Origin of the sequence: Adlercreutzia agrestimuris, assembly GCF_943193125.1 — a bacterium.
GTDB classification, from domain to species: Bacteria; Actinomycetota; Coriobacteriia; order Coriobacteriales; family Eggerthellaceae; genus Xiamenia; species Xiamenia agrestimuris.
In genome coordinates, this window is sequence record NZ_CALPCX010000001.1 from 691,306 (window position 1) to 706,008 (window position 14,703).

The 14,703-nt window shown below is 51.8% G+C and carries 14 protein-coding genes and 1 tRNA gene; 9 read left to right on the top strand and 6 right to left on the bottom strand.

Features of this window, described 5'->3' with window-relative positions; genetic code table 11:
- The first annotated feature begins 5 nt into the window (after positions 1-5).
- From NFR28_RS02660 to NFR28_RS02690, 7 genes are all read left to right on the top strand, one after another.
- On the top strand, positions 6-644 hold the full coding sequence (locus NFR28_RS02660; protein WP_251178283.1) for a hydrolase: 639 nt from the start codon (positions 6-8) through the stop codon (positions 642-644).
- The gene (gene rsgA, locus NFR28_RS02665; RefSeq protein ID WP_251178284.1) at positions 645-1,745 is read left to right on the top strand and encodes a ribosome small subunit-dependent GTPase A; all 1,101 of its coding nucleotides are present in this window, start codon (positions 645-647) and stop codon (positions 1,743-1,745) included.
- A 128-nt stretch (positions 1,746-1,873) separates the two neighbouring features.
- On the top strand, positions 1,874-3,283 hold the full coding sequence (locus NFR28_RS02670; RefSeq protein ID WP_251178285.1) for a glycosyltransferase family 2 protein: 1,410 nt from the start codon (positions 1,874-1,876) through the stop codon (positions 3,281-3,283).
- Positions 3,284-3,293: 10 nt separating this feature from the next.
- Positions 3,294-4,214, top strand: coding sequence for a sulfite exporter TauE/SafE family protein (locus NFR28_RS02675; RefSeq protein WP_251178286.1), 921 nt, complete (start codon positions 3,294-3,296; stop codon positions 4,212-4,214).
- Between the two features lie 153 nt (positions 4,215-4,367).
- Complete coding sequence (locus tag NFR28_RS02680; protein ID WP_338025899.1) at positions 4,368-5,624, top strand: histidine kinase; 1,257 nt, start codon at positions 4,368-4,370, stop codon at positions 5,622-5,624.
- Between the two features lie 37 nt (positions 5,625-5,661).
- Positions 5,662-6,348, top strand: a complete 687-nt coding sequence (locus NFR28_RS02685; RefSeq protein WP_251178288.1) for an HAD family hydrolase — start codon at positions 5,662-5,664, stop codon at positions 6,346-6,348.
- Between the two features lie 23 nt (positions 6,349-6,371).
- Positions 6,372-6,447, top strand: a tRNA-Arg gene (locus NFR28_RS02690).
- Between the two features lie 498 nt (positions 6,448-6,945).
- On the opposite strand, the gene NFR28_RS02695 is transcribed toward NFR28_RS02690, so the two are convergent.
- Positions 6,946-7,695: a pyridoxal 5'-phosphate synthase glutaminase subunit PdxT gene (locus NFR28_RS02695; protein ID WP_251178289.1), complete on the bottom strand. Its 750-nt coding sequence runs from the start codon at positions 7,693-7,695 to the stop codon at positions 6,946-6,948.
- Positions 7,692-8,651, bottom strand: a complete 960-nt coding sequence (pdxS, locus tag NFR28_RS02700) for a pyridoxal 5'-phosphate synthase lyase subunit PdxS (RefSeq protein WP_275556958.1) — start codon at positions 8,649-8,651, stop codon at positions 7,692-7,694. The genes NFR28_RS02695 and pdxS overlap by 4 nt, the downstream gene beginning before the upstream one ends.
- A 133-nt stretch (positions 8,652-8,784) precedes the next feature.
- On the opposite strand from pdxS, the gene pdxR reads away from it, so the two are divergent.
- The gene (gene pdxR, locus NFR28_RS02705; RefSeq protein ID WP_251178290.1) at positions 8,785-10,317 is read left to right on the top strand and encodes a MocR-like pyridoxine biosynthesis transcription factor PdxR; all 1,533 of its coding nucleotides are present in this window, start codon (positions 8,785-8,787) and stop codon (positions 10,315-10,317) included.
- A 58-nt stretch (positions 10,318-10,375) separates the two neighbouring features.
- Positions 10,376-10,987 carry an SOS response-associated peptidase gene (locus tag NFR28_RS02710; RefSeq protein WP_251178291.1) on the top strand — a complete coding sequence of 204 codons (612 nt, stop codon included), beginning with the start codon at positions 10,376-10,378 and terminating at the stop codon, positions 10,985-10,987.
- A gap of 20 nt (positions 10,988-11,007) precedes the next feature.
- Here the strand turns inward: NFR28_RS02710 and NFR28_RS02715 are convergent, their stop codons facing one another.
- From NFR28_RS02715 to NFR28_RS02730, 4 genes are all read right to left on the bottom strand, one after another.
- Positions 11,008-11,889: a YobA family protein gene (locus tag NFR28_RS02715; protein ID WP_251178292.1), complete on the bottom strand. Its 882-nt coding sequence runs from the start codon at positions 11,887-11,889 to the stop codon at positions 11,008-11,010.
- 86 nt (positions 11,890-11,975) lie between these two features.
- Entirely contained in the window at positions 11,976-13,193 is a 1,218-nt protein-coding gene (locus tag NFR28_RS02720) for an aminotransferase-like domain-containing protein (RefSeq protein WP_251178293.1), read from the bottom strand.
- Between the two features lie 59 nt (positions 13,194-13,252).
- Positions 13,253-14,158 (bottom strand): gamma-glutamyl-gamma-aminobutyrate hydrolase family protein, encoded by a 906-nt coding sequence (locus NFR28_RS02725; protein ID WP_251178294.1) that lies wholly within the window; start codon positions 14,156-14,158, stop codon positions 13,253-13,255.
- A gap of 12 nt (positions 14,159-14,170) precedes the next feature.
- Positions 14,171-14,587: an RrF2 family transcriptional regulator gene (locus NFR28_RS02730; protein WP_251178295.1), complete on the bottom strand. Its 417-nt coding sequence runs from the start codon at positions 14,585-14,587 to the stop codon at positions 14,171-14,173.
- Positions 14,588-14,703: the final 116 nt, after the last annotated feature.

The following is a 14,703-nucleotide window of genomic DNA, read 5'->3' on the forward strand; positions in this document are numbered from 1 at the left end:
ATCCTGTGAAACATATTGCGAATGCGGCTACTACGCAGTCGTTAATGCTTGCAAGGGCGTGTGCGACAGCTTTTTTGGCTGCGCTTTTGATGGCGCTTGTTGTTTGTGCTGGCGTGAGTTCAGATCGTGCGTTTGCTGAAGAAATTGAGCTGGAATCTGAGGGCAACCTCATCAATCCGCAGCAGCTGCCCGACAGTTCGTTTATTTATGACACATCCATTGCAGACCTCTCATCTGCTGATGCGTACTACGACAATCAAACGGTGCAAGTAACGGGTGAAGCAATTGGCGATGCTATTCATGCAACATTCGATCAAAAATTCAGCTGGATTACCTTGTCGAATGAAGACAACACCGCCACAATTGCAGTCTTTATGACGCGTGATGCGGCGGCGCGCATTGATACCTTTGGCCGCTATCAGCAACGGGGCACGATATTGCAGGTTCGTGGAACCTTTCATCTTGCTTGTCCTGAACATGAGGGTACAAGTGATCTTCATGCTGAGGTGGTGAGCGTTGTTGACCCGGGAGAATATACCGAAGAGGCGTTCAATCTCACGAAATTCGTGCCGGGTATTATTACCGTTGTAGTGGGTTTGCTTGTGACCGTGTTGTTCTATTTGATCCGAGAGAGGCAGCGCTAAATGGTTGCAGATGAGCCAACGAAGATACCCGGTAAGCAAAGTGGTGGTGAACAGCTGCTAGATGGACAGGTGATCAAACTTGATCGAGGGTATCCATTGGTGCGTCTTGAAAATGGGCGAGAGGTTCGTTGCGAACATGCAACTTCGCTGGTCAAAGGGGCAGATTGGCGCGCAGTTATAGGCGATAAGGTGATCGTAGATGCGCCTGATGGTCATGACAAAGGCATTATCGTGAACATTTTGCCGCGCACACGCGCTTTTGTGCGCAAAGATCCCACAGAGCGTGCATTGCCGCAAATTCTTGCAGCAAATTTCGACCATGTATTTGTTGCGCAACCACTTTCTGATGTGAACACGCGACGTTTAGAGCGCGAATTGGTGCTTGCATGTGAAACAGGGGCCGAAGTGTCGGTGGTGCTTACCAAGGCCGATCTGGCTGAAGATGATCAACACATAGCAGAGGTGCGTGAACAGGTGCGCGCGTTGGCCGGACCTGATGTAGAAGTTGATGTTGTCAGTTTGCAAGATCCAGCAAGTATTGAGGCCGTGCGTGCAAAAGTGCCTGAGGGTTGCACAGCGGTTCTTTTGGGTAAAAGTGGTGTGGGCAAATCAAGCTTGGTTAATATGTTGGTTGGCGAAGCCATCCAGCAAACCACTCCTGTGCGAGAAGATGGAAAAGGGCGCCACACTACGGTGAGCCGGGAAATGATTGCGCTTCCCGGCGGGGGTCTTATTGTTGATATGCCTGGCGTGCGCGGTCTGGGGCTTTGGGATGCAGGCAAGGGGATTGAAGCTGCCTTTGCCGATATTGAGGCGGTGGCAGCACAGTGCAAGTTTAGAGATTGCAAGCATGCCAACGAGCCGGGCTGTGCGGTGCGCGCCGCCGTGGAAGCAGGGGAGATCTCACAGGAACGCTTTGCTTCTTATCAAGCGCTTATGCAAGAAAGCGAACAGGTAAGCGAGCGTCGCGAAGAGGCTCGCAGACTACGTGGTGAAAAGGCAAGCGATATTCGTGCAGCAAAAGAAGCGCGCACCACGCAAGGTGCTCGAGGGCAGGCGCATCACACAAAACCCAAGAAACGCAGCGGTAAACGGAAGTAGATCTTACTTATTCGGTACCTTGGTAACAGCGTCTTAAAGATTGCGTGTAGTAAAGTTTTTGGCTAATCATTTCGCGCTACAATAAACTCATTAATCAGGCGCTACGCGCATGTTAATGAAGGATGTGCATGAATCCAGTTATAATCATACCCACGTTCATATCCGCACGTCGCCGAGTTGAAGCTGGCGGTGTAATCTCCACTTATGATCACGCCACGCCCCTTTCAGCTCCTGGGGAACTCGGACGACTTTTCGCCTCTCTTGAACAAGTTGATGGACTCGGCCAGATTATGGTGCTTGTTGGTAGCGAGCGCTCAATTGAGATGCAAGCCCTCAAAAAAGTGCAGACTGAAGCGGCGCGCTACCCGAATCTTTCTATCATGGTGATAGGCGCTCCTGAGTTATTGCTCGTCCAGCAGCGCATGGAGCAACTTGGATTGGGACGCTTGCAAAAGGAAGTGAGCCTTACCGGTTATGGCGCCGTGCGTAATTTAGGGCTTGTGTTGGCAGATGCGTTCGGGTTTGATTCGGTGGTCTTTTTAGACGACGACGAGGTTATTGATGACCCCGACTTCCTCCATAAAGCCATGTATGGTCTGGGAAAACTCACAAAAAAGGGAATACCTATTTTGGCGAAGACAGGCTTTTACTATAACGCTGATGGTTCGTATTTGTCGAAGAGTCAAGATAAGTGGTACAACCATTTTTGGCAGCAGGGAAAAGCCTTCAACAAATGGATTACTAAGGCTATGCAAGGTCCACGCCTTTCGCGCTCGAATCACGTGTGTGGCGGCTGCCTTGCCTTACACAAAGAAGCGTTTAAACGCCTTTCGTTTGACCCTTGGATCCCCCGCGGGGAAGACCTTGATTATATGCTTGACCTGCGCATGTATGGTTCAGATATCTGGTTTGACAACCAGTGGAGTATGAGGCATTTACCACCTGAGTCACCAAGCGAAGGTACGCGTTTTCGCCAAGATATCTTTAGGTGGCTCTATGAGTATCGCAAGATTGAGTATAGCCGCACACAAATTGACCTTTTGCAAGTAAAACCTTCTTCGCTTGAGCCCTACCCTGGTCCTTTTTTGGAGCCAGGTATTAGGAGGCGCATACGCATTACAGCTTTGTTGCGTTCTTTGACGCGACCTGATAAGTCCGCCTATCGCAAAGCGGCGAAGGCTGCTACGGGCGAGGCTATGACATATGCTGAGCGCAATTGCTCTAAGTATTTTGAATTCCAGTTTGTGTGGCCCGCCATTATGTCACGCATGGAAGATGATCAGGTATTGTGTACTGCGTTGGTGCAGTCGGTTACACAAAACATGCTTGACGTTGCTCCTGATGGGTTAGGGGTGCGTGCGCCGTTGCATCCTTCACTTCGCAGTGGGGATGCTCGGGGGAATGAAGTGCAAGAGCAACCGAGAGGGTTTGCGCCTGATCAGGCGGTTGCGCAAGCAGCAAATCATCCCTATCGTGCGACGAGCGCCTCTATTGATCCTGGCGCTACTACGCAAATTCGCCTGGATTTAGGAGAGTAGACGAGCTGCCATGGAGCTGTTTGTGCAATGGGTGGTTCCCGCGCTAGTAGGTGTGGGAATAGGCGTTTTGTCTGGTCTTTTGGGCGTTGGTGGCGGCACGATTATGGTGCCAGTATTTAGGCTGGTATTCGATATGAGCCCCATAATGTCCACAGCAACGTCGCTGTTTACCATTGTGCCAACCTCCATTTCGGGTGCCGTCTCTCATGTGCGCAATAAGACGTGTTTGCCCGCTTTGGGGGTGGCTGCCGGCTTAGGTGGCGCGCTGACGTCGCCGCTTGGGGTGCAGCTTGCTAGTATTTCGCCGGCGTGGCTCATCATGGTGGTAGCGGCGCTCGTAATCATCTGGTCTGCCATTAATATTTTGAGCAAAGCCATCAAGGCGAAGCCTGTTGCCGCATCCGGTGCAGCGCCTGCGCAAGCTGACGCGGTTGAGTCTGCAGATGCCAACGCGGCTACCGGCGTGGCTGGCGCGGCTGGCGCGGCTACCGGCGTGGCTGACGCAGCTGGCGCGGCTGTCGCAGCTGACGCAGCCGGCGCCTCGACCGCCTTGAGCCGCAAGCAGCTGCTACTGGGCGCTTGCATTGGCCTTGCGGCGGGTTTGGCCTCGGGATATGTTGGTGTTGGCGGCGGCTTTTTGATGGTGCCACTGTTCTTGTCAGTTATCGGTGTGGATATGCGTAAAGCTTCCGGCACGTCGCTTATTGCAGTAATGATTCTGGCTATTCCTGGCGTTATTCAGCAGGCATTCCTTGGAAACATAAACTATGTGGCGGGTATCGCTATTGCGCTTGGCTCTATTCCTGGTGCGCTTCTTGGAGCAAAGCTCATTACGCGCGTTCCTGAACGAACACTTCGCTTTATCTTTGGCGGCTTTTTGTTAGTTGCTGCAGTTATTCTGGTATGTAACGAATTCGGTATACTAGGCTAAACCATTAATGCGCGATACGCGCGTTTAGCCGCAATGCCAAAGGCAGAGGGGGAAAGCATGCCTGACAAGGTCAACGAAGTGAAAATTGTGGAGGACGAACGCTCTAAAAGCATAGATCCGCATTCGCCAACGCCGCGGTTTTTCACGCTGGAAATGTTCATGTTCACTATAGCAGTGCTTTCGGGTGCAGTTCTCATTTGGAACCTTATTACACCTGGTAGCAGCATTATTGCTATGTTCTGTGCGGGCATCATTTTCACGCTTTCACTGGCGGTTGTGCTCCGATTGATGATGGATCCCGACTCCATTCGTGCACGTCAGTCTGACGCTATGCTTAAACTTGCTTCGCAAACGCTTGAGTGTATGGGTGAGGGAATTGATGCACCTGCGGCGCAGCGAATCTGCAGTCTGTTGTTGCCTGCGACAGCGGCGGTGGCAGTTTCTATTACGGACAAAACTCAGATTCTTGGATATGCGGGCTATGATGCACAGCAAAACCCAGTGGGAAGTAATATTCGCACGCATGCAACGTATGCTACGCTTGCTGATGGCGAAATGCGCGTATTGTACACGCCTGCCGATATTGGATTTGCGCAAAAACCTTCTGGCATTATGGCTGCAATTATTGTGCCGCTTGTGGTAGGACACCAGGTGCAGGGTACGCTGAAGTTTTATTATCGACGCGCGCGTCACATTTCAGAGACGCAAAAGTCAATTGCCGAAGGTTTCGGTCAGCTGCTTTCCACGCAGATGGCGGCAACTGCGCTTGAAGAGCAAACGCAGTTGGCTACGCGCATGGAACTCAAGATGCTTCAAAGCCAAATCAACCCGCATTTTTTGTTCAATACTATCAACACTATTGCATCGCTTGTACGCACTGATCCCGAAAAAGCACGAACACTCTTGCGCGAATTCGCCGTCTTCTATCGTCGTACGCTTGAAGACTCGGCAGATTTGATTGCTTTTGCGCGCGAACTTGAGCAGACGCAGCGCTATTTCACGTTTGAGGTAGCGCGATTTGGTGCTGATCGCGTTGGAATGGAAACAAATGTTGACCCGCGCGTTGAAGAGATGATGGTGCCGCCGTTTTTGATTCAACCTTTGGTGGAAAATGCGGTGCATCATGCCATGCCGGCAGAAGGCAAGCTCACCGTGACCATTTCTGGCGAAATTGACGGAGACGACGTTATCGTGACAGTTGAGGACGATGGTGTTGGCATGACTGAAGAGGCGTGCCAAAATATTTTGCATCCAGAATCATCAACAGGCATGGGTATTGCCGTTAAAAACGTGAGCGACCGTATTTGTAGTTACTTTGGCGAAGGCACGCGGCTCCATGTTGAAAGTGAGCTGGGGCAAGGCACGCGCGTTCAGCTCATTTTGAAACGTGGCGCTTTGCGCGAGTATTAAATGCGTATAAGGCGCAAAGACTAAGGAAGCTTTATTTATGTCACATACCGATGCCGCGGCGCGGCCTCTTTTCGACACTTTTATTTTTGACTTGGATGGCACGCTTTTGGATACGTTGCCCGATTTGGTGGTGCTTACCAATACCTCGCTTGAAGCGTTTGGACTGCCTCCGCGAACAACTGACGAGATTCATTCCTTCGTAGGCAATGGTGCAAAAGCGCTCATCTATCAGGCTGTTCCTGAGGATACTGACGCGCAGATTACCGAGCAGGTTATGCAGCGCTGGAAGGATCTGTACTCAACGGTTGGTAATCAGCTCACTAAGCCATATCCGCATATCGTTGAGACAATTCGCGATCTTAAGCGTCGCGGTGTGAAAGTGGGCGTGTTGTCCAATAAGTTTGATGCGGGAGTTCAGGCTGCAGTGGATGAGTATCTGCCAGGACTTTTCGACGTGAGTCACGGCGAAAGCGACGAGATTCCGCGAAAGCCAAATCCTGCAGGTTTGCTGCGCAGCATTGGCGAGTTGGGATCTGATCCGCAGCGTACGGTCTATATTGGCGATTCACCAGGAGATATTCGCACGGCGCGTAATGCTGGAACGTACGCAATTGGTGTGGGCTGGGGTTATCACACAGCCGATGAACTTCGCGAAGCTGATGCTGACGCGGTGATTATGGACGCGCGCGAATTGGTGTCCTGGGCACCAGATGTGCGCGAATAAAAGCATGGTACAATAGCGGGTGCGCCTCCGTAGCTCAGGGGACAGAGCACCGCTCTCCTAAAGCGGGTGCCGCGCGTTCGAATCGCGCCGGGGGCACCATGAATTCGCAGGTCAGCGGCTCGTTTGGGTCGCTGGCTTTTTTGTTTTTGGGTCACAATTTGCAAAACATTTGCAAATAATCACAGCTGGGACGATTTCGGTCTGACCTGATGTTGTGGCGAAGCCGGGCGCACCCGGGCATAATTGTGCGAACCTGCGCAACGATTTTGTTACAGCGATGAACTAAAATATAACGGTTTTTGGCGAAGTGTGGCAGGGAATGTGTCCGATTAGGCGGTTTTTGAAGGATGACCCACCTAATCGGCCACTTTTCCAGCCATTTTGAGGCCCAATCCGCCTAATCGGGCACGTTTCCTGCCAAAGTTTGGTGTTTTATAGAAAGTTTTATCACGCCGCCCATTCTGGTGGCCGCCTGAGCAGGGAGAACGCCAGTGCGGGTGGCGGGTGGCGATGCGGGTAGCACCGACACCGGGTGGCGCGGGGGGCGGCGCCGGTGTCAGCGCGGGCGGCGGGTGGCGCGGGGGGTGGCGGCGCGGGTCATTGCTTTTGTTCGTTGAAGCATTTGAGGAAGAGGCGGTATATGGTGTCGTCGTCAGTCAGTTCGGGGTGGAACGTGCAGCCAATTTGGTTGTTGTATTGCACTGCAACGGGCTCGTCGTTAAGCATGATGAGGGGTTGAACTTCGGACGAAAGCGCAGTTATGCGGGGTGCACGGATGCATACCAGCGGGATTTTTTGCGTGTGTGCCGGCAGTGAATTTTCAGCAGCAGGCGAAAGCGATGGAGATGGCGTGCGAGTTGCAAGGACTGCTTCAGCAACAAAGCTTCCAAGCTGGCGCCCATAGCCGTTGCGCAGCACGGTGATGGGGAGCGTGCGAAAGCCATTTACGGGCGATGCAGGGTGGGTGGACTCGTCGAATGCGGACAGAGCAGAAGCTGAATCCAAAACAGCGCGCCCATCGCTTGCAGATTGCACCTGTTGTGCAAGCAAGATCAAGCCTGCACAGGTGCCCAAAACAGGCAAGCCGCTAGCAATGCGCGCCTGCAGCGGATCGAACATTTCCAGCTCGTGGAGAAGCTTTGCTTGTACGGTTGATTCGCCACCGGGAAGCACGAGAGCGTCAAAGTGTTGTTGCAGGTCAGCCTTTTGGCGAAGCTGAGTAGTTTTGCAGCCCAGCTGAGTAAGCTTCCTTTCGTGTTCAACAAAAGCTCCTTGGAGCGCCAGCACCGCAACAGTTGGGGATTCTGGAACGGCGGCGGTTGTGGATGAGTTTGCGGAGAGCATCATTGACCACGTGCTTCCATAATGAGCTCAATCTCGTCAGCGTTAATGCCAACCATTGCTTCGCCAAGATTCTCAGAAAGCGATGCAAGCATTTCAGCGTCGGTAAAGTTGCTTACCGCTTTCACAATGGCGGCAGCGCGTTGCGCGGGATTGCCGGACTTGAAAATGCCGCTTCCCACAAACACGCCTTCAGCGCCAAGTTGCATCATAAGCGCGGCGTCAGCTGGCGTAGCAATGCCACCTGCAGCGAAATTCACGACGGGAAGTCGTCCGGTGTCGTGCACGAGTTTTAGTAGGTCATACGGCACCTGCAAGCGTTTCGCTTCCTCGAAAAGCTCGTCAGGGCGCATCGTGGTAACGCGCGCAATCTCGGCATTCATCATGCGCATATGGCGCACCGCCTGCACAACGTCACCTGTGCCGGGCTCGCCTTTTGTACGAATCATCGTGGCGCCTTCTTGAATGCGACGCAATGCTTCTCCCAAGTTGCGTGCGCCGCAGACAAATGGAACGGCAAAGGCAGTCTTGTCAATGTGATAGGTGTCGTCGGCAGGAGAGAGCACTTCGGATTCGTCGATGTAGTCAATCTCTATGGCTTGCAGGATTTGCGCTTCGGCGAAGTGTCCAATACGGCATTTCGCCATAACGGGAATAGTGACGGCGTCCTGAATTCCCTTGATCATGGCGGGGTCACTCATGCGCGATACGCCGCCTGCTGCACGGATGTCGGCGGGGATACGCTCTAGGGCCATGACTGCACATGCGCCAGCATCTTCGGCAATGCGTGCCTGCTCAGGAGTGGTGACGTCCATGATGACGCCGCCTTTGAGCATTTGGGCAAGTTGGCAATTTAGCGCATGACGCTCGGCGAACGTGTGAGCGACCGGGGCGCTGGGAGTGCTGGGAGTGCTTGGTGCGCTGGGCGCGCTGGGAACGGTGGGTGCGGTTTGCATAGTCATATGAGATCCTTTCGCGGTTTGAGCGGCTCAAGTGAGAATTAAGTTGAGCGAAAGGATAAGCAATAACTGGTATGAGTGATATATTCAAAACGTAAAGATTTGATAAGGTCAGATGGTAAGGATTTCCAAAAAAGTGCTCACTTACAACTTGCAAAAGGGCAACCGACCGCTTTATGAGCAGCTCTATTTAGCCATCCGTGGCGATATTGAATGCGGGCGTATTGCCGCAGATGAGCAACTCCCTTCAAAGCGCCTGCTGGCTCGGCATCTCAGCGTGAGTGTGATCACGGTAGAAGGAGCTTATGATCAGCTTGTTGCAGAGGGTTATGTGCGCGCTGAGCCGCGGCGTGGATACTTTGCCTGCCCGTTTGAACAAGTTGCACCTGTCAAAAAACGCGCAGCTGAGCCTCGTGGCAAAGCATATGGCGAAGGTGCTGGCGAACAAGGCATCGCCCAACCGCAAGCAGAAACTATGATGGATTTGAGCGGCGCGCAATCACCTTTGGGACTCTTTCCATATGCCGCATGGGCGCGAACGATGCGTGCGGTTTTGAGCGAAGAGACCGAGATGACGCTGCAGCAAGCAGCACATCCGCGGGGCGCATATGCGCTTCGCAGCGCCATTGCTGCGCACCTGAGAGGTTTGCGCGGAATGGACGTTTCTCCAGATCAGATAGTGGTAGGAGCCGGAGCGCAGTTGCTCTATGCGTTGATTGTGCAATTGCTTGGTCGCGAACGCGTTTTTGCCATAGAGAACCCGGGTTATCGCCGTTTGTTGCAAATCTATCGTGCGAACGATGTGCAATGTGTGCCCGTGTTGCTGGATAGTGCAGGTCCGCGGCCTGATGAATTGATGCACAGCGAAGCAAGTGTGTTGCATTGCATGCCGTCGCACCAATTTCCAACAGGCATTACGACGCCAGTAGGGCGCAGGCAGGAGTTGCTGGCGTGGGCTGCAGAGAGACCTTCTGCAAGCCATGTGAAGCGTTATATTATTGAAGATGACTTTGATTGCGAGTTTCGCATGACTGGTCGACCGGTGCCGTCGCTTATGAGCATGGACACCAACAATACGGTTATTTATACCAACACATTCACCAAGACGCTTGGCGCTACGTTTCGCATTGGCTATACGGTTTTGCCGCAAGAGCTTTCGCATGTATTCGACTCTGAACTAGGGTTTTACAGTTGCACCGTAGGAGCACTTGAGCAGTTAACCCTCGCGCGTTTTATGATGTCGGGCGAATACGAGCGACATATAAATAGGCAACGTACGCATTTTCGTCGGGTGCAAAATGCGTTTGTTCGAGCGCTGAATGCAACAAAGATGGCGCCTTTTTTGAAGACGCACCATGTGGGATCGGGTCTGCATTTCATGCTTGAACTGGATGTATTTCATAATGACATGGTGTCTGCTGAGGTGCAAAACCGCGGATGTGTTTCGCTGGAGCAGAAGGTGGCGGATGCAGTGCTTAAACGTGGGTTAAAGCTTGCGCCGTTGAGCGAGTTTTGGTTGGCTTGTTCGCACAAGCAAAGTTCACCACTCTCAAACAATCCTCAGTTTATGATGAATGTGACAACCCTTGCGGAGGATGATGTTGAAAACGTTGCGAAAATACTCTCTGATGCGGTTGCAGAGGTACTTGCATGTATTGACAGCAACTGAGCAAATTCAGGGTAAGTGGCTATAGTGCGTTGCGCAAAGCGTACAAGAAGGAGTGCAGATGTGCGGGAGATGTATTACGCTCACCTATGATGAAGTGATGGATGTAATTCACCAAATTGAGGTAGGCGTTCCTGTTCAGGTTGAACCGGATTGGCCGGCACAGTATCCCCAGGCGTATCCGAAATCTCGCGTACCTCTCATTTTGAACGAAGCTGCATCTCACACAGGTCAGCAGCTGCAGCTTTTTGCGGAAGAAAAAACGTGGGGCTTTGAAGAGTCCTGGAAAAGCGGCGTAGTATTCAACACGCGCATTGAAAGTGCCGATAAGCCCATGTGGCGAGAATCTCTCAAGCAGCGGAGATGCGTGATATGTGCGCGCGGATTCTTTGAGACGCATGCAACTGAAACTGTGCCTTCGTCAAAAACGGGTCGTATGATTAAGGCGCAATATGAGTTTAGCGTGCCTGATCAGAGCATACTTTTTATCGGAGGCATTTGGAAAGAGGATCGCTTTTCCATGGTGACAACGCAGGCGAATGCGGATATGGCGCGCATTCATCACCGCATGCCTCTGGTGCTTCGTCCGGCAGAATTACCCTGTTGGTTTGGACCTGAATATCTGAGCCTTGCTGATAGAAGTGCTATTCCGTTGATAGCGCAACGTGCATAGCAAATGCCTCAACACGCGTGTTACTTGCTGAGCGTGTGGAAGGCAAAATCCGCTTCGCCATTGTCAAACTGTGCTTCTATCTCATAGAGAAAGCCTGGTTCAATGTCGAATGTGAACCGGTCGCTTTCAACTTGTGTGAAAGCTACGGGTGTTGTACCTGCCCCTGTACTTTCAACAATTTTGCCCTGCCCATCAAAGGCCACCGACACGCATTCAATGGTGACGGTGGTGGGGACGTGCGAAAAACTGAGTGTTGCCTCAGTAGGTGCGGTGATTGTTGCATCCAATACGCTATCAGAAACCACCTCTGAGTCATCAGTTGTATTGGCATCAAGAGACAGTGTGATTTGGCCCAGGTCAGAGCTGTATTCGAGCGATGCATACGGGGCGGCGTTTGCGTCAGCACCACCAGCCCACATCTCAACAACGTCGGCATAAGCATCCGCATCGGCTGGGTTGCCTTGCTCAAGTACCTGCACGCGCGCAATGCCGGGGTACTGTCCTGGATAGCTTTCGAGCATGATACCGTTGCCGCTTACTTGCACGATGTTGCCTACTGCCAGGTCATTTGCGTTTATGTGCTTGCCCTCAGCGTCGTAAATCTGACCAAGTGGGAGGGTGGGAACGTAAGGCGTATTGGTTTCTTGATCAACAAAAAGTGCCTCGTCGTTTTGGAGATAAATGACCAAAGCTTCGCTTACTTCACTGTCATCAGTTGGAGTGGATGCTGACTTGTCAGCGCTTTGAGCTGCGGGATCGGCTTGCGGCTGGTTTGTGCTACAAGCCGATAAACACAAAGCAACTATCAGTATGCTGAGGACAACAGCTACGCCTATCACGTGCGCAAATGCGCTGGGGATTTCTTGTGCAGAGCAATGCGAAGTATGGTTTCTGCTGGTCATGGCGGCGTCCCTTCTTGGCGCTCACGCAAGTATGAGCAAACGTGCATAAAACAAGATAGGTAAGTGTGTTGGTGAACCCCGTTTGCTTAGAGTGCTTCGGCAATCACTTCGCCCAGTTTTTTGATGCCGTCGCGAATGGTTTGCTCATCGGCATTGGTGAAGTTGAGGCGCATCGTGCTGTGTACGGCTGGCTCTGCATAGAAAGGGTCACCTGGTACAAATGCTACACCACGCTCAAGGGCTTTCGGGAATAATTCCATGGTACTGATACCTTCAGGTAAGGTTGCCCACAAAAACATGCCACCTTCTGGCTTGGTAAAAGAGACTTCTGCAGGGAAGAATTCTGCCATTGCATCAGTCATAGCTTGAGCTTGTGAACGATAAAGATCGCGAATCTTGACAAGGTGCTCGTCAAGATCATTGTGCTTGAGGTAGTCCAAGATGACGAACTGCGAAAAAACGTTTGTGTGCAGGTCAGCCGCTTCCTTCGCAATGGAAAGATTGCGCAGGAGCTCGTGATCTTTGGTGAGAATGTAACCCATACGCATGCCTGGGGTGACGGTCTTTGAGAATGAGCCCATGATAAGACCATGCGGGTGATTCGTGCCTCCAATGTAAGGAAGCGACGCGCCTTCAAAACGCAATTCACCATAAGGATCGTCTTCAACAACCACAATGTTTTGGTCGGCCAGCACTTCGCGAACCGCTTCACGTCCTTCCGCAGAATAGGTCAGACCGGTGGGGTTCTGGAAGTTCGGGATGAGATAGATCATCTTAGCGCCTGCTGACAGGGCGTTTTTTAACTCGGCGATGTTGAGCCCTTCGTTAGTAAGCTCTACCTCGCGAAAGACTGGTTGATGGAGTGCGAATGCCTGGATGGCTGCAAGATAGGTTGGTTTTTCAACGATAACACCATCACCTTTATCAAGAAGCACTTTACCCAGCAAGTCCAGGATTTGCTGAGATCCTGTTGTGATCAGGACATCTTCGGTTACGTAGTCAGTTCCGAAACGCTGGTTATAACGATTGGCTACCCACTCGCGCAATTCGTCTACACCGGCAGTTGCAGAATACTGAAAAGCGGTTGCGCCGTGCTGGGCGACAACGCGCTGCATGGATTCCATGAGTTTTTCTTGGGGGAAGGAAATGGGGTTTGGAAGACCGCCTGCAAAAGAGGTCACGTTGGGATCGGAGGCTGCCTTCAAGATTGCGCGAACAAATGACGGCGGAGTTGACTTAATGCCATCGGAGAGCAGGTCGTCAATAGCAAAATTCTGAGCAAGCGTGGTATCCATCGTATTCATAGTGACCTCCAAGATTTTAAGTACTCTCTCATTGTTTCACTCGCTGCAGAGACTGTGGGCTACATTTTGGTACGCGGCATATGGCTTGGCATAATAGGCTTTCGCTGGCGATAGCTGGTTGCTGCTTCAACGAATGCGCTGAAAAGTGGCTGCATTGTGCTATTGGCGAAAAATTCTGGATGCCACTGAACGCCCAAAAAGAAGCTTAAGGCAGGAGACTCAATAGCTTCAACAAGCCCTTCGGGATCATGGGCGCATACGAGCAATCCTTCGCCAAGTTTCTTAATTGCCTGATGGTGCATGGAATTAACGGCAATAGGGTCGCATCCAAGGATTCGTTGTAGCTGCGAATCTGGTGTAGTGGAGACCTCATGAGTGGGAATGTGATAGCAGTTGATCTGGCAATGTGAGGACGAAAAAACAGGAACGGATTCTTGCGAATCGCGCACCGAGGCGTGCGAAGTTGTGCCCATTGAGATATGTAGCGCCGCATTTGTTGAGTGATGCTCCGCGTAGTGAGGGCAAGCGTCACAGGTAAAGACACTCGTGGATGGCATCTTTGAGAGTTCGGCATCGATATCTTGATAAAGCGTGCCTCCGCATGAAACGTTCATGGCCTGCATTCCACGACAGATACCAAGTACCGGTATGTCATAGTGCTTGGCGAAATCAAGGATGAGGTGCTCTGTCTCTTCGCGTTGCGAACAAAACTCACTCAGGTGCGCGCCGGTGACGCTTTCGCCATAACGACGAGGATCTATATCTTGGCCACCGGAGAGGAGAAAACCATCAAAATTTGGAAGAAGCGCCTCCTGAATTGCACTGCTTGAAGCAAGCGGAAGTACGAGTGGGATTGCACCTGACTGCGCGAGAGCATTCATGTATCTATTAGGGATTATAAGTGCATCTTCGTCAAGTTGATACGAAGGAACAACGCCAATGAGTGGGTAGTCTTTTTGGTTCATAGCATCACGCTTTTAATGTGTTGGCGCGCTGCCATAAGCAACATCTGCCAATGATTGATCTGCAAGGTATTGGTAGATGGCATCCTGAAGACCACCCCAAATGCGTCGCGACGCGCAGTCGTTTGCGCGCTCGCATGCACCTACATCAATTGTGCAGGTCAAAAGCTCTAAGCCGTCTTCGGACGCGCTGACAATGTCTGCAAGTGTGATGTCATGTGCGTCGCGACTGAGACGGTATCCCCCAAGCGGTCCACGCGTGACAAGAAGCAGGTGGGCGTTGACAAGGGGTGCTGCAACCTGCTCAAGGTATTTCTTGGAAATCCCTTGACGTGCAGCAACGTCTTTTAATGCCACGCGCCCGTCTTGTTGATTGCGGGCAACATCAATCATGAGACGCATCCCATAACGGGTTTTCGTTGATATTTTCATACGTACTCACTTTCAAAAGAGCAACAAAACACTGAATCAACAAGTGAAGCTTCTTGACAATTTGCTTGACCGTTATATTCTATAGTCTAGCATATTACTAGACAATAGCAAAACGT

Excerpts from the sequence above, each read along its gene's own strand:
- NFR28_RS02730 (WP_251178295.1), bottom strand. The coding sequence starts at position 14,587 with ATGAAAATATCAACGAAAACCCGTTATGGGATGCGTCTCATGATTGAT.
- pdxS (WP_275556958.1), bottom strand. The coding sequence starts at position 8,651 with ATGACTATGCAAACCGCACCCACCGTTCCCAGCGCGCCCAGCGCACCA.
- NFR28_RS02685 (WP_251178288.1), top strand. The coding sequence starts at position 5,662 with ATGTCACATACCGATGCCGCGGCGCGGCCTCTTTTCGACACTTTTATT.
- NFR28_RS02720 (WP_251178293.1), bottom strand. The coding sequence starts at position 13,193 with ATGAATACGATGGATACCACGCTTGCTCAGAATTTTGCTATTGACGAC.
- NFR28_RS02680 (WP_338025899.1), top strand. The coding sequence starts at position 4,368 with ATGTTCATGTTCACTATAGCAGTGCTTTCGGGTGCAGTTCTCATTTGG.
- NFR28_RS02725 (WP_251178294.1), bottom strand. The coding sequence starts at position 14,158 with ATGAACCAAAAAGACTACCCACTCATTGGCGTTGTTCCTTCGTATCAA.
- NFR28_RS02670 (WP_251178285.1), top strand. The coding sequence starts at position 1,874 with ATGAATCCAGTTATAATCATACCCACGTTCATATCCGCACGTCGCCGA.
- NFR28_RS02715 (WP_251178292.1), bottom strand. The coding sequence starts at position 11,889 with ATGACCAGCAGAAACCATACTTCGCATTGCTCTGCACAAGAAATCCCC.
- rsgA (WP_251178284.1), top strand. The coding sequence starts at position 645 with ATGGTTGCAGATGAGCCAACGAAGATACCCGGTAAGCAAAGTGGTGGT.
- NFR28_RS02710 (WP_251178291.1), top strand. The coding sequence starts at position 10,376 with ATGTGCGGGAGATGTATTACGCTCACCTATGATGAAGTGATGGATGTA.
- NFR28_RS02695 (WP_251178289.1), bottom strand. The coding sequence starts at position 7,695 with ATGATGCTCTCCGCAAACTCATCCACAACCGCCGCCGTTCCAGAATCC.
- NFR28_RS02675 (WP_251178286.1), top strand. The coding sequence starts at position 3,294 with ATGGAGCTGTTTGTGCAATGGGTGGTTCCCGCGCTAGTAGGTGTGGGA.